We start from the raw sequence: 19,801 nt of genomic DNA on the forward strand, positions 1-19,801 counted from the left end.
TCACCGGCGCACGTCGAAGTTGAACACCGACGTGTCGAAGTGGTTGTAGCCCTCGTAGTCGATCAGGTCGTACAGGTCGGCGCGGTGCTGCATCTGCTCCAGCTGCGAGGTGAGGTGGCCCTCCTCCAGCAAAGTGTCGAGCGCCCGCTCGGCGGCGCCCATCGCCATCCGCAGCAGCGATACCGGCCAGATCACGATGTTCACGCCGACGTCGCGCAGCTGGTCGACCGAGAACAGCTCGGACTTCCCGAACTCCGTCATGTTCGCGAGGATCGGGACGTCCACCGCGGCGCGGATCGCGGCGAACTCCTCCAGCGACCGCATCGCCTCCGGGAAGAGCGCGTCCGCTCCGGCGTCCACGAGTGCCTTGGCGCGGTCAGCGGCGGCATCCAGACCGTCGACCGCGCGGATGTCGGTGCGCGCCATGATCAGGAAGTTCGCATCGCGCCGGGCGTCGACCGCGGCCCGGATGCGCTTGGTCGCCGTGGACTCGTCGACGACCGCCTTGCCGTCGAGGTGCCCGCACCGCTTCGGGTTGATCTGGTCCTCGATGTGGGCGCCCGCGAGTCCCGCGTCCTCGAGCGTCTGGATCGTCCGTGCGACGTTCATGGGCTCGCCGAATCCCGTGTCGGCGTCGATCAGCGCCGGCAGATCGGTCATCCGGGCGATCTGCCCGCCGCGCGCGGCGACCTCGGTCAGCGTCGTCAGCCCGATGTCGGGAAGGCCCAGATCGGCCGACAGCACCGCACCCGAGACGTAGACACCCTCGAAGCCCTTGCGCTCGATCAACCGTGCCGACAGCGGGTTGAACGCGCCGGGGAGGCGGAGCAGCTCGCCGGAGGCGAGGCGCTCGCGAAACAGGCGGCGCTTCTCGTGCGCGGGCACCTGCGAGTACAGCATCAGAACAGTCCCTTCGGGCCGGCCACGATGACACCCTGCTTGGCGACGATGGTGAGCCGGCGCACCTCGTCCGCGGTCAGCTCCGGCAGGCGCTGCGCGAGGTCGAGGAACCGCTCGATCTCCGCCGGCTCCAGCACCGGCTCGGCCAGCAGGCGGAACTTGCGCACGTAGTCCTCCCGCGCGAACGGACGGGCGCCGAGCGGATGCGCGTCGGCGACGGCGATCTCGTCGACGACGGTTGTCCCGTCCGCGAGCGCGATCTCGACACGCCCGCCGAAGGCCTTCTCGTTCGGGTCCTCCGAGTGGTAGCGACGGGTCCACTCGGCGTCCTCGCGCGTGGTGACCTTGTTCCACAGCTCCACCGTGTCGGCGCGGCCGGCGCGCTCGGGAGTGTACGAGTCGACGTGGTGCCAGGCGCCGTCCTGCAGCGCGACCGTGAAGATGTACGGGATCGAGTGGTCCAGCGTCTCGCGCGACGCGGTCGGGTCGTACTTCTGCGGGTCGTTCGCGCCGGACCCGATCACGTAGTGCGTGTGATGCGAGGTGTGCAGCACGATCGAGCGGATGTGCGCGGGGTCGCGCAGCTCGGGGCGCTCGGTGCCGAGCTTGCGCGCCAGGTCGATCCACGCCTGCGCCTGGTACTCGGCGGAGTGCTCCTTCGTGTACGAGTCGAGGATGCCGCGCTTGGCCTCGCCCGCACCGGGCAGCGGTACGTCGTACGAGGCGTCCTTGCCGTCGAGCAGCCAGGCGATCACGCCGTCCTCGCCCTCGTAGATCGGGCTGGGCGAGGTCTCGCCGCGCATGGCGCGGTCGACGGCCTCGACCGCCATCTTGCCCGCGAAGGCCGGCGCGTGCGCCTTCCACGTGGAGATCTCGCCCTTGCGCGACTGGCGCGTCGCGGTCGTGGTGTGAAGTGCCTGGCCCACGGCCTGATAGATCGTCTCGGCGTCGAGCCCCAGCAGGGTGCCGATGCCGGCGGCGGCCGACGGGCCGAGGTGCGCGACGTGGTCGATCTTGTGCTTGTGCAGGCTGATGGCCCGCACCAGGTCGATCTGGATCTCGTAGCCCGTCGCGAGGCCGCGCAGCAGCGCCGCGCCGTCCTTGCCGGTGTGCTGGGCGACCGCGAGGATCGGCGGGATGTTGTCGCCCGGGTGCGAGTACTCCGCCGCCAGGAAGGTGTCGTGATAGTCCAGCTCGCGCACCGCCACGCCGTTCGCCCAGGCGGCCCACTCGGGGCTCGTGCGCTTCTCGAGCGCGCAGCCGAAGACCGTGGACCCCGCTCCCCCGACCGACACGGGGTGATCGTCGGCCTGCTGGCGCGCGGCCACGACGGGGTGCCGGGTCAGCGACGCCGCCGCGACGGCCGCGTTGTCGATCACCCGGTTGATGATCATGTCCGTCACATCCGCGTCGACGCCCACCGGATCGACCGCGACCTCCGCGATCTTCCAGGCGAGCTGCCCCTCCCGGGCCAGATTCTCGTCGCTGCGGTGCACGCGGACATGGTGGGTGACGGTCATCGGTGATCCTCCGGGCTCGGCTTGTGGCGCTCTGCGCGGTGCTCGGACGCCGTCGTACGGGCCGCCCGGCCTCCACACCCTCCCAGCCTAGGATGTCCCGCATGCCGGTCTCCGATCACCTCGGATCACCGCCGACGGATCTCAGGAGATGACGGGAGCTCAGCGAATCAGCTCGGCGGCCTTGCCGAGGTCGGCGGCGAGCCCGTCGCGCGCGGCCCGGCGGTCCGCCTCGTCGCGCAGGCGCAGGATGCTCGACGGATGGCTCGTGACGAGCGCGGGCGTGCCGTCGGACGACTCCAGGATCATCCCGCGCACCTCGCCGATCCGCACGGTCCTGCCGAGCACGGCGCGCGCCGCCGTCGCCCCCAGGGCCACGATTACGGCGGGCCGGACGACGGCGATCTCGGCCTCGAGCCACGGGTGGCAGGCGACCACGTGGCCGACCGCGGGCTTGACGTGGATCCGCCGCTTCCCGCGCTGCTCGAAGCGGAAGTGCTTGACGGCGTTCGTGCGGTAGACGCCGTGGTCCGCGATGCCCGCGGCCTCGAGGGCCTCGTGCAGCTCGCGTCCCGCGGGCCCGACGAACGGCTCGCCCTCGAGGTCCTCGCGGTCGCCGGGCTGCTCGCCGACGAGCATCAGCGGCGCCGTCGCCGCGCCGCGCGAGAAGACGACCTGCGTCGCGTCCCTCCACAGCTCGCAGCCGCGGCACTCCTCGGCCGCGTCACGCAGGTCTTCCAGATCCGCATCCCGCGGCACCCAGTGCTCGGCGCCGGGCCGCTCCTCGCTCTCCGCCATCCGGTCATGGTCGCGCAGGCGCGGCGGCTCGCCGAGGCGCTTGACTTCCGGGCGCCCGCCCCCGCCGGAATCAGCGCCGGACCCGACCGCGGTGGATGGCCGCGCCGGGCTCCGGCTTCTGCATCACGATGTTCGCCCCGCCGGCCGTCGGCCGCGACACGGCGCGGCGACGGGCCTCGACGCCGCCGATCGTGCGGCCGATCGGCGAGCCGAGGAACAGCCCGAGCGTGGCACCCGCGGCGAGCGCGATGCCGACCATGCCGGCGGTGATGAGCGACGACGTCGCGAACAGCACGTGCTCGGCCTGGCCGCCCGCTTCGACGAGCCCGAGCAGGCCGCGGAACACCGCGGCACCGGGGACGAGGGGCAGGATGGCCGCCGTCGTGACGGCCACGGACGGAACGTGGAGGCGATGCGCGATCATCGCGCCGACGACGCTCGCGACGAGCGCACCCGCGAAGCTCGCCGAGGCCTGGTCCATTCCGGCCGCGCTCACGAGCGCGAACCCGGCCCACGCGATCATGCCGAGCAGGGCGCTCACGATCACGATCCGGGCGCCCGCGCCGTTGAACACCGCGACGGCGACCGCGACGAGCACGGCGCCCGCGAACTGCGCCGGGAGCGGTCCGAGCGGCAGCGGCTCGCTGGGCGGCTGCATGCCGATCGACAGCGTGCCGGCGAGCTCGAGCCCGACGAGGATGCCCAGCACCACGCCGAGCGTCTGCACCGTGAGCTCCAGGATGCGCCCGCCCGCCGTGAGCGAGAAGCCGTCGATCGCGTCCTGCGCCGCGCCGACCACCGCCAGACCGGCGAGCATCAGGACGATACCCGAGGACACGACGATCGTGGCCTTCACGTCGGAGAAGGGCTCGACGCCCATGCGCGCGAACATCGCGACGAGCACCGTGACCGCCGTGAGCACGAACGCACCCGCGATCTGGCTGAAGAACAGCGGCACCTGCAGGCGCGCGAGCCCCGCCTGGGTGAGGGCCACAGCGAGGGCCGCGACGAAGGTGACGGCGAGGATCTGCGCGGAGGCGCCGAACATCATGCCGACACCGACCGCGAGCAGCGCCTGCGACAGGATCACGATGGGCTGGCGATAGCGGAACGGCGTGCGCCGGATCTCCTGGAAGCGGCTGCGAGCGGCACCCAGCTCCAGTCCCTCGTCGATGTCGCGAACGAGCGCCTGCAGAGCCTGCAGCTTCGAGTGATCGGGCACCGCGGAGCGGACGACGCGCATGAGCGTGATCGGCCAGTCCTCGCCGTGCCGGTGATCGGACACCGAGACCGAGTTGAAGGTCACGTCGACGTGCACACTGCGCAGCCCGTAGGCGCGCGCGATGCCCAGCGCGGCGATCACGACCTCCTTGGCGGACGCACCCGCCGAGAGCATCAGCTCGGCCACCCGCATCGCGAGATCCATGGCGCGCAGCGCCATCTGGTCGTCGATGACAGGCAGGGCCTCGGTCAATGCCCGATCCGAGGGATCCGCGTGGATCGCCCGTCGCACCGTGTCGATCATCCGCCAACTGCGCTCGCGAACCATGGGTTCCATCCTCCCCGATCTCGTCGGCGCTCGCCTCCGCGCGGCGGCGTGGCTAGCCGTCCTGCGCTGTCTTCCTGCGCCGCCGCGGCGCCGCCGACCGCGGCGGCGTCTGACGCATGTGATCGCGCGCGCGACCCAGGATGTCGGCGAGCGCCTCGACGTCGGAGCGCGACAGCGCGGCGAACAGCAGCTCGTCCAGCAGCGCGACGTGGCCCGCCAGGACGCGCTCGAGCAGGGAGCGCCCCTCGTCGGTGAGCGCGACGACGATGCTGCGCTCGTCCTCGGCGGACGGCGTGCGCGTGACGAGCCCGCGCTTCTCGAGGGACTGCGCCTGGTAGGTGAGGCCGCTGCGGCTGTACACGACCCCGTCGGCCAGGTCGGTCATCCGGCGACTCCCGGACGGCGCGTCGCCGAGCGTGGCCAGGAGCTGGAACTGCACGTAGCTGAGCCCTCCCGCGTCCTGCAGCTGCTGCTCCACCGCGTGCTTGAGCAGGCTGCTCGCCTCGATCAGGGCGAAGTACGCGCCGAGCTGGACGGGGTCGAGGGAGGGCGTGGACGACATGCGGACAGCGTATCAATGCTTCTCATTCGAAACAGTTGCTTCCAGTTCGAAGCAGTGCTACGGTCTCCTCAGTTGCTTCGAATCCGAAGCACACGATGAGAGGAAGACACCATGAAGGCAGTGCGATTCCACGAGACGGGCGCTCCCGAGGTCCTGCGGTACGAGGACGTCGACCAGCCCACCCCCGGCCCCGGCGAGGTCCGCATCCGCGTCGCCGGATCGGCATTCAACCCGGCGGACGGCGGCATGCGCGGCGGCTTCCTTCCGATCCCGATCACGCTTCCCCACATCCCGGGCTACGACGTCTCGGGCACGGTCGACGCGCTCGGCGAGGGCGTCGACGGCTGGGAGGTCGGCGAGGCTGTCATCGGCTTCCTCCCGATGACGGCCGACGGCTCGGCGGCGCAGTACGTGACCGCGCCGGCCGAGGCGCTGGTGAAGGCTCCGACGCGGATCCCTCTGGCCGATGCGGCGGGCCTGCCGTCGGTCGGCCTCACCGCCTCGCAGTCCCTGTTCGAGGCCGGCCGGCTCACGGCGGGACAGCGCGTGCTGATCAACGGCGCGGGCGGCCCGGTGGGCGGGTACGCCGTCCAGCTGGCCAAGCATGCCGGAGCGTACGTCATCGCGACCGCCAGCCCGCGCAGCCGTCAGCTCGTCGAGGCCGCCGGGGCGGACGAGATCATCGACCACACCGCGACCTCGCTGCGGGAGGCGGTCACGGAGCCGGTCGACGTCCTGCTGAACCTGGCGCCGATCACGGCCGACGGCTTCGCCGCCCTGGTCCCGCTCGTGCGCGACGGCGGCGCGGTCGTGTCGACCACGCCGCGCGTTCCGACGCCCGGCGACGAGGCACGCGGCGTGCGCGCCGAGACGATCTTCGTCCACCCGGACGCGGACGTCCTGTCGGGTCTCGTCGACCTCATCGACGCGGGCGAGCTGCACGTGGAGATCGCGCAGCGCGTGCCGCTCAGCGAGCTCCCCGCCCTGCATGAGCAGGCCGAGGCGGGCACGGTGCACGGCAAGGTCGTGATCATCCCTCCCGCGGCATGACGCCGGGATGCCGGAGACCTCGGACCACCGGATGACGCTCGCCCCGTCCCCGCACGCGAAGAGCCCTCGAACCCGAGCGGGTTCGAGGGCTTCCTCGTTCGGGACGACGCCGTCCGACGAGACGCCAGCGCCGGCAATACGAGGTCAGGGCCAGATCGCGGACGCCGCAAGGAACAGGAGCGCCCCGGCCACGCCTGCGCCGATCAGCGACGCGAGGCCCTTCACGAGCATCGAAAGGCGACGCCGTTCGACGAGACGCCACAGCACGGCCGCAGTCAGGACGGCACCCAGACCGCTCACCATGATCCGTGAGAACCAGTTGTCGAGGTCGGCGGTTCCCGTCGCCACCTGCACGACCAACAGGATCACGCTCGCGCCGAAAAGGATGAGGAGCGACCACACCAGCGCCATCATCACCCACCGGAACTCCGTCATGGCGTCGCGTTTCGATCGTGGTCGACCGCGTGCGATCGTCGCTCCTGTTGCCGGCGGTGCGCTATCGCCGTGATCGAGAACGTCCCCTGCGCCACGGCGACGAGCCCGGCTGCAGCGATAGCCACCCTTGCAGCGGGCGTGCCCGGAAAGAGGATCGCGACGACGACGAGCGCGACGATCGCGACCGGGAAGAGCGCGGCGACCACCCCGCGCAGCCACGTCGCTGAGCCGTCCCGCGTCATCGCTCGGTCTCCCGTCGACGCACCGTCTCGCTGGCCCTCCGTTTGTGTCCGGTGTCCCGCACGCTCACATCCTGCGCCCGACGCCACGAGAAGTCACGGGCCAGGACAGCAGAAAACCCTCGAACCCGTGCGGGTTCGAGGGTTTTCTTCCTCCGGCGAGGACATTGGTCGGGCTGACAGGATTTGAACCTGCGACCCCTTGACCCCCAGTCAAGTGCGCTACCAAGCTGCGCCACAGCCCGATGTCCGCACTCGCGCGCGGACAACTCCCCTAGTCTACCCGGTCGCGGATCGTGCCGCGAACCGAGCCTGTCGCGCGTGTCCGAGGGCGGTCCTAGAGTGACCGCATGGTGGAGATCACGACCAGGCCCGCCACCCTCGCGGAGTGGGACGACGTGCAGGCGGCGCTCACGGGCGGCGGCGACGGGCGCTCGTGCCAGTGCGTGTGGCCGCTCCTCGGGAACCGGGAGTTCGGTGCCGCGGCGGTCGAGCAACGGCGCGACCTGCTGCACGACGAGATCCAGGGCGGCCCGCCGCCGGGCCTCGTCGCCTACGTCGACGGCGAAGCGGCGGGGTGGATCCGGATCGGCCCGCGCCCCGCGCAGCAGCGGATCGTGCGCAGCCGCGTCGTGAAGAGCGGATCGGCCGAGCCGCTCGACGACGCATCCGTCTGGGCGGTCACGTGCTTCTCAGTGCGCAAGGAGCACCGCCGGCAGGGAATCAACGCCGCTCTGCTCGACGCCGCGGTCGCCTACGCGCGCACGAGCGGGGCGCGGGTGATCGAGGGCTACCCGATCGCGACCGACACGACGACGCCCGCCATCAACTCCCTGTTCGTGGGTGCGCTCTCGACCTACCTGAGGGCGGGCTTCCGCGAGGTCGCGCGTCCGACGGAGAAGAGGGTCGTCGTCGCCCTCGAGCTGTAGCGGGTTCGTACGATGGACGGATGAGCGAGGGATCCGTCCGCGTCGACGCGTGGCTGTGGGCCATCCGCGTCTACAAGACGCGCTCGGCCGCCACGACGGCGTGCCGGGCCGGTCACGTTCGGGTGAATGGATCCCACGCCAAGGCGGCCCAGGCGATCCGCCCCGGCGATGAGCTGCGGGTGCGGATCAACGGGTTCGACCGGGTCCTCGTCGTGCGTCAGCCGATCGCCAAGCGCGTCGGAGCCGCAGTGGCCGCGACCGCGTTCGAGGACCGCACGCCTCCCCCGCCGCCGCGCGAGTTCGCGGGTGTCGTCGCCGTCCGCGACCGCGGCGCGGGCCGCCCGACCAAGCGCGAGCGCCGAGACATCGACCGGCTGCGCGGCCGCGACTGAGGCTCAGTCGACGAAAGGTCCGGGCGGTTTCGACTCGCTCCGCTCGCTCAACCAACAGCGAGCCACCTGATCATCGAGCGCGACAGGTAGCCACCTGTTCGTTGAGCGACGAGCGCAGCGAGGAGTCGAAACGGCCAAGCGTTTTCCAGCTCAGGCCGAGAGGAGCGCCGTCAGCCAGCCGGCACCGCGCACGGTCGCGCCGGCTTCCTCGGCTCGGGAGCGCAGCTCGCGGTCGCTCGTGACGACCGTGACCGTGTGCCCCTCCTCGACGAGCGCCATCGCCTCGGACGCGATCGTGTCATCGCCCTCCCCCGCCGCGCGCACGGTGCGCACGCCGTCGACGTCCATCACGTCCCGCGCCTGTCCCTCGACCACGACGACGAAGTCGGGGAACCAGTGCGTCGCGCCGAGCCCGAGCTCCATCGCCGGGATGCCCTCGGCGGCGAGCGCCGCCACGCGCGTGAGCAGGCGCTCCGCCGCGCCCGCGCGATCCTTCCACCAGCCGTCCGGCACCGATCCGACCACGTTGGCCGCGTCGACGACGATCACGGGACGCACGTGCAGCAGGTCGCGCAGGTGCTCCCACGCGACGGCGAAGCCCGGATGCAGCGGACGCCGATCCACATCGTCGACGCGCGCCCACTCGACGGCGAAGCTCTCGGGATCCGTGACGGCCCCCGCGAAGTGCTCCACGACATCCGCGATCACGGTCGTGTACGACCACACCTTGAGATCCAGCACGTTCGTGAAGCGCGGGCGCACCGAGGCGATCGGCACGCCGGCCTCTTCCGCGGCCTCGCGCAGCGCACCCGTGATGGGCGACTCGCCCTCGTGCAGCGCGCCGCCGGGCAGCGCCCAGGTGCCGCCGAAGTGGCTCCACCCGACGCGGTGCTGCAGCAGCACGCCGCGCTCATCGTCGAACGCCATGAGGCCGGCCGCGCCGAAGCGCCCCCAGTACCGGTCGCCCGACTCCGTGACGACCCACGCGTCACCGGGATCGCGCGGCCCCGAGAACCGGGGCGGCTCCCCTGCGCGGGCTGGCTCGATGGTCACCCGTCAAGCCTGACACAGCGCGGGAGGGCACGCCCCGTCGCGGCGTAATGGTTCCGCATACGGGACGGCGGATCGGCTCGAATCGCCGACCGCTGCGCCCGCATGCGGGCTCACTCGCCCGTACGCAGGCTCAGGCTTCCCAGGCCCCGACACCGGTCACACCCCGCCTGGATGCGGGCGCCCGCGGCGCGGCCATCCTGCGACACGCACCTCGCCGGCTCAGATCGCCGCGGGCCGCGCCCGCATACAGGCGCACCGAGCCGTCTGCAGGCTCACGCCTCCCAGGATCCGGCACCGGTCACATCCGGCCTGTACGCGGCCCGGGCGAGGCGCTCCAGCGCGCCCGCCCAGCCCGCAGGACGACCGGCTTACCGCTGCCGGCGCTCGCGCACGCGCATGTTGATCACGATCGGCGTGCCCTCGAAGCCGTACAGCTCGCGCAGGCGGCGCTGCACGAAGCGGCGGTAGCCCGGGTCGAGGAAGCCGGTCGTGAACAGCACGAACGTCGGCGGACGGGTGCCCGCCTGCGTGCCGAACAGGATGCGCGGCTGCTTGCCGCCGCGCAGCGGGTGCGGGTGCTCCGCGACCAGCTCGGAGAGGAACGCGTTGAACTTGCCGGTCGGGATGCGCTGATCCCACGACTCGAGCGCGGTCTCGAGCGCGGGCACGAGCTTCTCGAGGTGCCGGCCGGTCTTCGCCGAGATGTTGATGCGCGGCGCCCACGCGACGTGCGCGAGGTCGGTCTCGATCTCGCGCTCGAGCATGCGCCGGCGGTCGCCGCCGCGGCGGTCGTCCTCGAGCAGCTCGTCCCACTTGTTGAACGCGAGCACGAGCGCGCGGCCCGACTCGAGCACCAGGTCGATGATCCGGACGTCCTGCTCGCTGATCGGCTGGCTCACGTCCAGCACGACGATCGCGACCTCCGCCTTCTCGAGCGCGGCCGAGGTGCGCAGCGACGCGTAGAAGTCGGCGCCCTGCTGCAGGTGGACGCGACGGCGGATGCCGGCGGTGTCCACGAGCGTCCACAGCTTGCCGCCGAGCTCGACGATCTCGTCGACCGGGTCGCGGGTCGTGCCGGCGAGCTCGTTGACGACCACGCGCTCCTCGCCCGCAGCCTTGTTCAGCAGCGACGACTTGCCGACGTTCGGACGGCCCAGGATCGCCACGCGGCGCGGACCGCCGATCTCGTGCTTCGCGACGGCCGAGACCTCGGGCAGAACCTTCATGATGGCGTCCAGCAGGTCCGCGACGCCGCGGCCGTGGATGGCCGAGACGGGGTGCGGCTCGCCGAGTCCGAGGTTCCACAGCGCGTAGGCCTCGGGCTCGTGCCGCGCGTCGTCGATCTTGTTGGCGACGAGGAACACGGGCTTGTCGGTCTTCCTCAGCAGCCGCACGACGTGCTCGTCTGTCGACGTCGCGCCGACCATGGCGTCCACGACGAACAGGATCACGTCGGCCAGGTCGATCGCGACCTCGCTCTGCGCCGCGACGGAGCGGTCGATGCCCTTCGCGTCGGGCTCCCAGCCGCCCGTGTCGACGAGCGAGAACCGGCGGTCGAGCCACTCGGCCTTGTACGTCACGCGGTCGCGCGTGACGCCCGGGGTGTCCTCCACGACCGCCTCGCGGCGTCCGAGGATCCGGTTCACGAGCGCCGACTTGCCGACGTTCGGGCGGCCGACGATCGCCACCACGGGAAGCGCCGGCAGGTACTCGATGCCGTCATCGCCGCGCTGGACGCCCGCGAGCAGCTCGGCGTCGTCCGCGTCGAGGTCGTAGTCCTCCAGTCCCTGGCGCAGCGTGGCGGCGCGGCGCTCGACGAGCTCCTCGTCCAGCTCCGCCATGCGCTCGGCGAGCCGGTCCGGCTTGCCCTCGTACTCGTCCTCAACGGCCATCGCGGCCTCCTAGCTTGCTGTCGATCACTGCGAGCACGGCGTCGATCGCCTGCTCGAAATCCAAGTCCGTCGAGTCGACGACGTCGACCCCCGGGTCCGCCACCGCGAGATCCAGCACGTGGCTGTCCGACTCGTCGCGCGCATTGATCGCGGCCGCGACGGTCGCCGTGTCGGCGCCGAGCTCGAGCCCGCGCCGCGCCGCCCGCACTTCGGGTGACGCCGTCATCAGGATGCGCACGGGCGCGTCGGGGGCGACGACCGACGTGATGTCCCGCCCCTCCATCACGACGCCTGCCAGCCCGGATGCGCCCGCGAGACGCCGGTAGATCGCGTTGAGGTACGCGCGCACCTCCGGGACGCGCACGAAGCCGGCGATCGCGGCGGTCACCTCGGGCGTGCGGATCTCGGTCGTGACGTCGGTGTCGCCGACCGTGACCGTGCGGTCGTCGGGCTCGAGCCCGAGGCGCAGCTCGAAGCCGGCGAGCGCCGTGATCACCGCATCGGCGTCCGTGGTGTCCACGCCCGTCTCGCGCAGGTGCCACGACAGGGCGCGGTAACCGGCGCCCGTGTCCAGGTAGCCGTAGCCGCGGCGGCGGGCGATCTCCTTCGAGACGCTCGACTTGCCGGATCCGGCGGGCCCGTCGATCGCGATGATCGGGGTCAGGTCGTCAGTCATTCGTCGTGCTCGCAATCCGCCATCCGCGCTGTTCGAGGCCCTCGGTCGCCGCGCGCAGCGCACCCGGGATCACGCTGAGCTCTGCGAGGCCGAACTGCGCGCTCGGCGAGTGCTCGAGGCGCACCTCCTCGATGTTGATGCCGAGCTCGCCCAGGTCGCCGAACAGGCGGCCGAGCTGGCCCGGGGTGTCGCCCACCAGCACCACGAGCGTCTCGAAGCGCCGGTTCTGGCCGTGCTTGCCGGGCAGCCGCTCAACGCCCTCATTGCCGCGCCGGATGCTGTCGGCCAGCGTCCGACGCGCACCCGAGGCGTCCGGGGCGCGCAGCGCCTCGGCGAACGACGTCAGATCGGCGGCGAGCGCGTCGAGCACGTCGACGACGGGCGCGGCGTTGGCCCCCAGGATCTGCACCCACAGTTCCGGCGCGGAGTGCGCGATGCGCGTGGTGTCGCGCACGCCCTGCCCCGCAAGGCGCAGCGACTCGTCCGGCGCGTCGACGAAGCGGCTCGCGAGCAGACTCGCCACCACCTGCGGCACGTGCGACACGAGCGCGACCGAGCGGTCGTGCTGATCGGGCGTCATCTCGATCGGCGTGGCGCCGAGATCCAGCGCGAGGTCCTCCACGAGCGCGAGGTCGGCCGCGGGTGTCTCGCCGTCGCGGCAGACGACCCAGGGGCGCCCGATGAAGATGTCGGCGCGCGCCGAGATGGCGCCGCCGCGCTCGCGCCCGGCCATGGGGTGCGAGCCGATGTAGTGCGTGAGGTCGACCCCGCGCGCGCGCAGCTCGGCGAGCGGGCCGAGCTTGACCGACGCCACGTCGGTCACGACCGCGTCCGGGTACCGCTCGAGCTCGGCCTGCACGACGTCGGCGGTCACATCCGGCGGCACGGCCACCACGATCAGGCGCGGGGCGTCGTCCGGGGTCTCGGCGCGACCCGCGCCGTAGTCGATCGCGAGGCGCAGCTGCGTGGGCGAGGTGTCTGTCAGGACGACGTCGACGTCGTTCGCACGCAGGGCGTGGCCGATCGACGCGCCGAGCAGGCCGGCGCCGACGATGCGCACGGTGCCGGAGATGCGGGCGGTCCGTCCGGGGACGAGCGGATCGCGCGCCGTCATGCCGCCCGCGGGCACAGCGATGTCGCTCACGAGTCCTCCGGCCTCTGTATCGAAGGGGGCTCCTCCCCCGTCGGATCGACGGACGCGTCGGCGCCGGATCCCTGGCGCGAAAGAGTCAGCAGCGCGCCGCGTTCCACCTTAGTCAACTCGCGCGCGCGGCCCACAGGGAGGGTTCCCAGGTGCAGGGGACCGAACTGACGCCGCACGAGCTCGACGACGGGATGTCCGACCGCGGCCATCATGCGTCGCACGATGCGGTTGCGTCCGGAGTGCAGCGTGAGCTCCACCAGGCTGTGGCCGGCGGACGTGTCGAGCAGCCGCGCCTTGTCGGCGTGGATCGGACCGTCCTCGAGCTCGATCCCCCGGGTGAGGGTCGCGATCGTCTGCGCAGTGACGGTGCCCTCGACCTTCGCGATGTACACCTTGGTCACGCCGAACGACGGGTGCGCGAGCACCTGCGCGAGCTCGCCGTCGTTCGTCAGCACGAGCAGGCCCGACGTGTCGTAGTCGAGGCGCCCGACGTTGAACAGGCGCTCGTCCCAGTCTTGGGTGAACGCGCGCAGGTCCTTCCGGCCGCGGTCGTCCTTCATCGAGCTGATCACGCCCGTGGGCTTGTTCAGCATGACGTAGCGCTTGCCCGCGTCGAGCTGCACCGCGACGCCGTCGACGTCCACCAGGTCGTTCTCGGGATCGATCCGCGAGCCCAGCTCGGTCACGACCGCGCCGTTGACGCGCACGCGCCCCTCGACGATCAGCTGCTCCGACACGCGGCGCGATGCGACGCCCGCGTTCGCGAGCACCTTCTGCAGCCGGATGCCCTCGGTTCCCTCGGAACTCGAATCGCTCACTTCGCTCTCATCTCACTTCGTCCGACGCCCTCGGCGCCCGTTCTTGTCGGCAGGGGACGCCTCACGCGATCACGTCCTCGAACCCGTCGGATCCGTCATCCAGCAGCGGCGAGATGGGCGGCAGCTCGTCGAGCGAGTTGATGCCCAGCTGCTGTAGCAGCAGGTCGGTCGTGCCGTACAGGATCGCGCCGGTCTCGGGGTGCGTGGAGACCTCTGTGATGAGGCCCCGCGCGAGGAGCGTGCGCACGACGGAGTCGACGTTCACGGCGCGGATGGACGCGACCTGCGAGCGCGTCACGGGCTGCTTGTACGCGATCACGGCCAGCGTCTCGAGCGCAGCCTGCGACAGGCGCGCGGGCGCCTGCCCACCGACGAAGCCGGCGACCATGTCGTCGTACTCCGCACGCACGTAGAACCGCCAGCCGCCGCCCACCTCGCGCAGCTCGAATCCGCGCTCGGGCGTGCCGGCCCGGCCGTCGTAGTCGGCGACGAGCGCGGCGAGCGCCTTGCGCACGGCCGGCACGGGAGCGCCCACCGCCGTGGCGAGCGAGACGACGGACAGGGGCTCGTCCGCGATCATCAGGATCGCCTCCAGCCGCTGCGCGACGCCGCCGGGGAACTCGGCGGGCTCCTCCGCGGGCTGCTCGACGGGCTCGAGCACGGGCGCCTCCTCGGGCGCCTCCTCGGGCGCCTCCGCGGCGGTCGTCGGCTCATCGGTCATAGTCGGCCCCCAGGGTCGCCAGCGTCTCGTCGGACCAGTGATCCGCCGTCCAGGTCAGCGTCAGCTCGCCGAGCGGCTCCAGCTGCTCGAAGCTGATCACGGCGTGCCGGTAGAGCTCCAGCACGGAGATGAAGCGCGCCACGATGATGCCGGCCTCGGCCACTCCGGACACGAGCTCGCGGAACGTCATCCGGTCCGCGCTGCGCAGCAGCGTCACGACGACCGCGGCCTGCTCGCGGATGCTCACGAGCGGCGCGTGCAGGTGATCGAGCCCCACACGGGGGATCTCGCGCGGCGCGAACGCGAGCATCGCGATCGCGGCGAAGTCCTCCTTCGTGAGCGTCCAGACCAGCTCGGGGGTCTTGGCCCGGTACTTCGGATCCAGCGGCACGCTGCGTGTGTGGCGGCGATCCTCGCCCTGCAGGCCCGCGGCGAACCACGCCGACACCTCCTTGAACGCGCGGTACTGCAGCAGCCGCGCGAACAGCAGGTCGCGCGCCTCGAGCAGCGCGACGGACTCGGCGTCGACGAGCTCACCCTGCGGCAGGAGCCCTGCGACCTTCATATCGAGCAGGGTCGCGGCGACGACGAGGAACTCGGACGCCTGATCCAGCTCCTCGTCCGGCCCGAGATCGCGCAGGTAGCCGATGAACTCGTCGGTCACCTTCGACAGCGCGACCTCGGTGATGTCGAGCTCGCGCTGGGAGATGAGGTTCAGCAGCAGGTCGAACGGGCCGTCGAAGTTCGACAGCGAGACGCGGAAGCCCGTCTCCGGGGCGTCCGCGGGCGCGGCGTCGTGATCCGGAGCAGCCCCGGCGTCAGGCGACGGCGCCACGGGCGACAAGCTCCCGCGCCAGCCGCAGGTAGGCCTGGGCGGCCGGGTGCTGGGGCGCGAACTCGGTGATCGGCACGCCCGACACGGACGCGTCGGGGAACTTGACCGTGCGGCCGATGACGGTCTCGAGCACGTCGTCGCCGAACGCGTCGACGATGCGCTCGAGCACCTCGCGCGAGTGCAGCGTGCGCGGGTCGTACATGGTCGCCAGCAGCCCGTCGAGCTTGATCGAGGGGTTCAGGCGGTCGCGCACCTTGCCGATCGTCTCGATCAGCAGCGCGACGCCGCGCAGCGCGAAGAACTCGCACTCCATCGGGATCAGGACGCCGTGCGCCGCCGTGAGCGCGTTGATCGTCAGCAGGCCGAGCGACGGCTGGCAGTCGACGAGGATCACGTCGTACTCGGGCGCGACCTTGCGCAGCACGAGCGACAGGATCTGCTCGCGCGCGACCTCGTTGACGAGGTGCACCTCGGCGGCCGAGAGGTCGATGTTGGCCGGGATCACGTCGAGGCCCGGCGTCGCGGTCTCGACGATCGCCTCGTGCGGGTCGCGCTTGGTGTCCAGCAGCAGGTCGTAGATCGTCGTGACGTCGTGGTTCTGCACGCCGAGGCCCACGGTCAGCGCGCCCTGCGGGTCGAAGTCGACGGCGAGCACCTTGCGCCCGTACGACGCCAGAGCGGCCGCGAGGCTGATGGTCGTCGTCGTCTTGCCGACGCCGCCCTTCTGGTTGCACAGCGCGATGATGCGCGCCGGCCCGTGCCCGTCGAGCTTCTCCGGCGTCGGGAAGCCGTGATAGGGACGCCCGGTCTCGCCCAGGATGACCTCATCCTGCTTCTTCGTCCGGGCCTTGTTGTCCGCCACCGATACTCCTGCCTTAGACATGCTCGCTCGATTGTAGCGACGCGCGTCCGAACGGCCGCGGAGCGGGCCCGGCGATCCGGCGATCCGCGCGGTCGACGGGGTTCGTTCCCTGCGCGTCGGCGACGAGCGGCCCCCGCCTAGCGCGCCCGCGGGTGGCTCGTGGCGTACACGTCGCGGAGGGTGTCGACCGTCACGTGCGTGTAGATCTGCGTGGTCGCGACCGACGAGTGGCCGAGCAACTCCTGCACGACGCGCACGTCGGCACCGCCCTGCAGCAGGTGCGTCGCGAACGAGTGCCGCAGCGTGTGCGGCGACACGTGCGCGGTCAGCTGCGCCTTCTCGGCCGCGGCGCGGATCACGAGCCACGCGCTCTGCCGCGACAGCGCCGCGCCGCGCGCCCCGAGGAAGAGCTTCGGCGTCGCGGTGCCGCGCGTCGCGAGATCCGGCCGCACCCGGGTGAGGTACGCATCGAGCGCCGCACGGGCGTACGAGCCGACCGGCACGATCCGCTCCTTCGATGCCTTGCCCCGCAGGCGCAGGATCTCACCGCTCGCGAGATCGTCGACATCCAGCTGCACGGCCTCCGACACCCGCGCGCCGGTGGCGTACAGCAGCTCGAGCAGCGCCCGGTCCCGGATCCCGATCGGATCCTCCGCGGACGGCGCCGCGAGCAGCCGCTCCACCTGCTCGATCGTCAGGGCCTTGGGCAGGCGGCGCGCCTGTTTCGGCGGGCGCAGCCGCTGCGACGGGTCCGCGTCGGCGATGCCCTCCCGCGCCAGGAAGCGGTGCAGCCCGCGCACGGAGGACTGCAGCCTCGCGAGCGAGGACGCGGCGGGGGCCGGATCCGTCGAGGCGCGCTCGGCGGCGAACTCCGCGACGATCGCGGGCGTGACATCCGTCGTCTCGGAGATCCCGCGCTCGCCGAGCCAGTCGAGATAGCCGGTGAGATCCCTGCGGTACGCCGCGACGGTGTGCTCGGACAGCCCGCGCTCGATCGTGACGTGGCGCAGGTAGGCGTCCACCGCCCTCTCGAGCTTCACGGCAGGCCGGCTTCGCCAGGCGCCTCAGGCGCCGGGGACCGTCCCGCGACGCAGCCTCTCGGCCGTCAGCAGCACGCCGAGCATCATGGCGCCGTTGAGCAGGCGCCCCTCGAGCACCCCCGCGACCGCGTCCTCGAGCGGCACCCACTCCAGACGCAGATCCGCCTCCTCGCTGTGCCGGTCGAACACCTCGGGGGCATCCGACAGCCCGGTCGCGAGATAGATGTGGATGATCTCGTCGCTGCCGCCGGGCGACGGCGCCTGCGACACGAGCTTCTCCCAGTGCTCGGCGACGAGGTCCGCCTCCTCCGCGAGCTCGCGCTTCGCGGCGTCGAGAGGGTCCTCCCCCTCGACGTCCAGCAGGCCCGCCGGGATCTCCCAGTCGCGCGTGCGGATCGGGTGACGGTACTGCTGGATCAGCAGCACGCGACCCTGGTCGTCGAGCGCGACGATCGCCACGGCGCCCGTGTGGTCGACGTAGTGCCGCACGAGCTCGTGGTCGTTGTAGCGGAAGCGGTCCTCGCGCACGTCCCAGACCTGGCCGTCGAACACGCGGCGGCTGTCCGCGATGTCGACCTCGAACGGCTCGTCGCGCAGTTGCGTGGAGCGGACGTCCATATCAGGCGGTCTCCACCTCGAACAGCTCGCTCGCGCGGTGGCGGTCGACCGCCGCGCCGACGAGGCCGCGGAACAGCGGGTGCGGCTCGGTCGGCCGAGAGCGCAGCTCGGGGTGCGCCTGCGTCGCGACGTAGTACGGGTGCACGTCGCGCGGCAGCTCGATGAACTCGACGAGGTTCAGGTCGGGGTTGATGCCGGAGAACACCAGGCCCGCCTCGGCGATCTGCGCGCGGTAGGCGTTGTTGACCTCGTAGCGGTGGCGGTGGCGCTCCTCCACCTGCGTGGACCCGTACACCTCGGCGACGATCGAGCCCTCGTCGAGCTTCGCCGGGTACAGGCCCAGACGCATGGTGCCGCCGAGGTCGCCGCCCGCCAGGATGTCGACCTGCTCCGCCATGGTCGCGATCACGGCCGCCGGGGTCTCGGGATCGAACTCGCTCGACGACGCGCCCTCGATGCCCGCGACGTTCCGCGCGTACTCGATGACCATGCACTGCAGGCCCAGGCACAGGCCGAGCGCCGGGATGCCCTGCTCGCGCGCGAAGCGCAGCGCGCCGAGCTTGCCCTCGATGCCGCGGATGCCGAAGCCTCCGGGCACGCAGATCGCGTCGAGATCGGCCAGCTGCCGCGCGGCACCCTCGGGCGTCTCGCACGTGTCGGACGGGATCCAGCGGATGATGACCTTGACCTCATGCGCGAAGCCGCCGGCCTTCAGCGCCTCGGTGACCGAGAGGTACGCGTCGGGCAGGTCGATGTACTTGCCGACGAGACCGACCGTGACCTCGAGCTTCGGGTTGTGCACCGACTGCAGCACGGTGTTCCAGCGCGTCCAGTCGACCTCGCCGGCCTTCTCGCCGAGCCCCAGGCGGCGCACGATGTACGAGTCGAGGCCCTGGTCGTTCAGGGTCGAGGGGATGTCGTAGATGCTCGGCAGATCGACCGTGTTGATGACGCCCTCGACGTCGACGTCGCACATCAGCGCGATCTTGTTGCGGTTCGACTCGCTCACCGGGCGGTCGCTGCGCAGCACGAGCGCATCGGGCTGAATGCCGACCTGGCGCAGGGCCGCGACCGAGTGCTGCGTCGGCTTGGTCTTCTGCTCGCCGGAGGCGCCCATGAACGGCACGAGCGAGACGTGCACGAAGAAGACGCTGTCGCGCCCGAGCTCGTGACGCAGCTGACGAGCGGCCTCCAGGAACGGCTGCGACTCGATGTCGCCGACCGTGCCGCCGACCTCGGTGATGATCACGTCGGGCTTCGGGTCCGCCTGCGCCTGCAGCCGCATGCGGCGCTTGATCTCGTCCGTGATGTGCGGGATGACCTGCACGGTGTCACCGAGGTACTCGCCGCGACGCTCCTTGGCGATCACCTGCGAGTAGATCTGGCCGGTCGTGACGTTGGCGGCCTGGCTGAGGTTCACACCGAGGAAGCGCTCGTAGTGGCCGATGTCGAGGTCGGTCTCGGCACCGTCGTCGGTGACGAACACCTCGCCGTGCTGGAACGGATTCATGGTGCCCGGATCCACGTTCAGATACGGATCGAGCTTCTGCATCACGACGTGCAAGCCGCGGGCCGTCAGCAGATTGCCGAGGCTCGCCGCGGTGAGTCCCTTGCCGAGAGAGGAGACGACACCACCCGTCACGAAGATCTGCTTGGTGGTGGTCTCGGATCCCGCGCCAGGTGTCTGCATCACGGGCTTCGATCCTATCAGTCGATGCTTCGAGCAAGCCGAGCGGCGCGCCCGCAGGGGATGTCGCACGCACCGCCGTGC

21 protein-coding genes and 1 tRNA gene are annotated in these 19,801 nt (G+C 71.5%); 3 read left to right on the forward strand and 19 right to left on the reverse strand.

What is annotated here, in order from left to right:
• The 5 genes from prpB to BJP60_RS10220 form a co-directional block, all read right to left on the reverse strand.
• Positions 1 to 900, reverse strand: coding sequence for a methylisocitrate lyase (prpB, locus tag BJP60_RS10200; protein ID WP_203135657.1), 900 nt, complete (start codon positions 898 to 900; stop codon positions 1 to 3).
• The gene (locus BJP60_RS10205; protein ID WP_203135658.1) at positions 900 to 2,420 is read right to left on the reverse strand and encodes an MmgE/PrpD family protein; all 1,521 of its coding nucleotides are present in this window, start codon (positions 2,418 to 2,420) and stop codon (positions 900 to 902) included. The genes prpB and BJP60_RS10205 overlap by 1 nt, the downstream gene beginning before the upstream one ends.
• Positions 2,421 to 2,579: 159 nt before the next feature.
• Positions 2,580 to 3,215, reverse strand: coding sequence for a UdgX family uracil-DNA binding protein (locus tag BJP60_RS10210; protein WP_203135659.1), 636 nt, complete (start codon positions 3,213 to 3,215; stop codon positions 2,580 to 2,582).
• 70 nt (positions 3,216 to 3,285) lie between these two features.
• Complete coding sequence (locus BJP60_RS10215; RefSeq protein ID WP_203135660.1) at positions 3,286 to 4,764, reverse strand: threonine/serine ThrE exporter family protein; 1,479 nt, start codon at positions 4,762 to 4,764, stop codon at positions 3,286 to 3,288.
• 52 nt (positions 4,765 to 4,816) lie between these two features.
• Positions 4,817 to 5,326 (reverse strand): MarR family winged helix-turn-helix transcriptional regulator, encoded by a 510-nt coding sequence (locus BJP60_RS10220; RefSeq protein ID WP_203135661.1) that lies wholly within the window; start codon positions 5,324 to 5,326, stop codon positions 4,817 to 4,819.
• Positions 5,327 to 5,437: 111 nt separating this feature from the next.
• Here BJP60_RS10220 and BJP60_RS10225 point away from each other — a divergent pair, with 111 nt between their 5' ends.
• Positions 5,438 to 6,376 (forward strand): NADP-dependent oxidoreductase, encoded by a 939-nt coding sequence (locus BJP60_RS10225; protein WP_203135662.1) that lies wholly within the window; start codon positions 5,438 to 5,440, stop codon positions 6,374 to 6,376.
• 144 nt (positions 6,377 to 6,520) lie between these two features.
• Here BJP60_RS10225 and BJP60_RS10230 read toward each other — a convergent pair whose 3' ends face one another.
• The 3 genes from BJP60_RS10230 to BJP60_RS10240 form a co-directional block, all read right to left on the reverse strand.
• Positions 6,521 to 6,811 carry a hypothetical protein gene (locus BJP60_RS10230; protein ID WP_203135663.1) on the reverse strand — a complete coding sequence of 97 codons (291 nt, stop codon included), beginning with the start codon at positions 6,809 to 6,811 and terminating at the stop codon, positions 6,521 to 6,523.
• A complete protein-coding gene (locus BJP60_RS10235; protein ID WP_203135664.1) occupies positions 6,808 to 7,017 on the reverse strand; it encodes a hypothetical protein in 210 nt (69 codons plus the stop codon). The genes BJP60_RS10230 and BJP60_RS10235 overlap by 4 nt, the downstream gene beginning before the upstream one ends.
• Positions 7,018 to 7,218: 201 nt before the next feature.
• Positions 7,219 to 7,295, reverse strand: a tRNA-Pro gene (locus BJP60_RS10240).
• Between the two features lie 105 nt (positions 7,296 to 7,400).
• On the opposite strand from BJP60_RS10240, the gene BJP60_RS10245 reads away from it, so the two are divergent.
• Together BJP60_RS10245 and BJP60_RS10250 are read left to right on the forward strand one after the other, a co-directional pair.
• Positions 7,401 to 7,979 (forward strand): GNAT family N-acetyltransferase, encoded by a 579-nt coding sequence (locus BJP60_RS10245; RefSeq protein WP_203135665.1) that lies wholly within the window; start codon positions 7,401 to 7,403, stop codon positions 7,977 to 7,979.
• Positions 7,980 to 7,999: 20 nt separating this feature from the next.
• On the forward strand, positions 8,000 to 8,371 hold the full coding sequence (locus BJP60_RS10250; RefSeq protein WP_203135666.1) for an RNA-binding S4 domain-containing protein: 372 nt from the start codon (positions 8,000 to 8,002) through the stop codon (positions 8,369 to 8,371).
• Between the two features lie 150 nt (positions 8,372 to 8,521).
• Here BJP60_RS10250 and BJP60_RS10255 read toward each other — a convergent pair whose 3' ends face one another.
• The 11 genes from BJP60_RS10255 to BJP60_RS10305 all read right to left on the reverse strand — a co-directional run bounded on the left by BJP60_RS10255 (position 8,522) and on the right by BJP60_RS10305 (position 19,720).
• Positions 8,522 to 9,424 carry an NUDIX domain-containing protein gene (locus BJP60_RS10255; protein WP_203135667.1) on the reverse strand — a complete coding sequence of 301 codons (903 nt, stop codon included), beginning with the start codon at positions 9,422 to 9,424 and terminating at the stop codon, positions 8,522 to 8,524.
• A gap of 368 nt (positions 9,425 to 9,792) precedes the next feature.
• A complete protein-coding gene (gene der, locus BJP60_RS10260; RefSeq protein ID WP_203135668.1) occupies positions 9,793 to 11,316 on the reverse strand; it encodes a ribosome biogenesis GTPase Der in 1,524 nt (507 codons plus the stop codon).
• Positions 11,306 to 11,992 (reverse strand): (d)CMP kinase, encoded by a 687-nt coding sequence (gene cmk / locus BJP60_RS10265; protein ID WP_203135669.1) that lies wholly within the window; start codon positions 11,990 to 11,992, stop codon positions 11,306 to 11,308. The genes der and cmk overlap by 11 nt, the downstream gene beginning before the upstream one ends.
• On the reverse strand, positions 11,985 to 13,106 hold the full coding sequence (locus BJP60_RS10270; protein WP_203139241.1) for a prephenate dehydrogenase: 1,122 nt from the start codon (positions 13,104 to 13,106) through the stop codon (positions 11,985 to 11,987). The genes cmk and BJP60_RS10270 overlap by 8 nt, the downstream gene beginning before the upstream one ends.
• 26 nt (positions 13,107 to 13,132) lie before the next feature.
• Complete coding sequence (locus tag BJP60_RS10275) at positions 13,133 to 13,954, reverse strand: pseudouridine synthase (RefSeq protein WP_203135670.1); 822 nt, start codon at positions 13,952 to 13,954, stop codon at positions 13,133 to 13,135.
• 61 nt (positions 13,955 to 14,015) lie between these two features.
• Positions 14,016 to 14,675, reverse strand: coding sequence for an SMC-Scp complex subunit ScpB (scpB, locus tag BJP60_RS10280; protein WP_203135671.1), 660 nt, complete (start codon positions 14,673 to 14,675; stop codon positions 14,016 to 14,018).
• Positions 14,665 to 15,510, reverse strand: a complete 846-nt coding sequence (locus BJP60_RS10285; RefSeq protein WP_203135672.1) for a segregation and condensation protein A — start codon at positions 15,508 to 15,510, stop codon at positions 14,665 to 14,667. Before BJP60_RS10285 ends, scpB begins: the two co-directional genes overlap by 11 nt.
• Positions 15,494 to 16,393, reverse strand: coding sequence for a ParA family protein (locus BJP60_RS10290; protein ID WP_203135673.1), 900 nt, complete (start codon positions 16,391 to 16,393; stop codon positions 15,494 to 15,496). Before BJP60_RS10290 ends, BJP60_RS10285 begins: the two co-directional genes overlap by 17 nt.
• A 116-nt stretch (positions 16,394 to 16,509) precedes the next feature.
• Complete coding sequence (xerD, locus tag BJP60_RS10295; protein ID WP_203135674.1) at positions 16,510 to 17,412, reverse strand: site-specific tyrosine recombinase XerD; 903 nt, start codon at positions 17,410 to 17,412, stop codon at positions 16,510 to 16,512.
• Positions 17,413 to 17,436: 24 nt separating this feature from the next.
• A complete protein-coding gene (locus BJP60_RS10300; protein WP_203135675.1) occupies positions 17,437 to 18,030 on the reverse strand; it encodes an NUDIX domain-containing protein in 594 nt (197 codons plus the stop codon).
• A 1-nt stretch (position 18,031) separates the two neighbouring features.
• Complete coding sequence (locus tag BJP60_RS10305) at positions 18,032 to 19,720, reverse strand: CTP synthase (protein ID WP_203139244.1); 1,689 nt, start codon at positions 19,718 to 19,720, stop codon at positions 18,032 to 18,034.
• Positions 19,721 to 19,801: the final 81 nt, after the last annotated feature.

The organism is Microbacterium sp. JZ31, assembly GCF_016805985.1.
GTDB lineage: Bacteria > Actinomycetota > Actinomycetes > Actinomycetales > Microbacteriaceae > Microbacterium.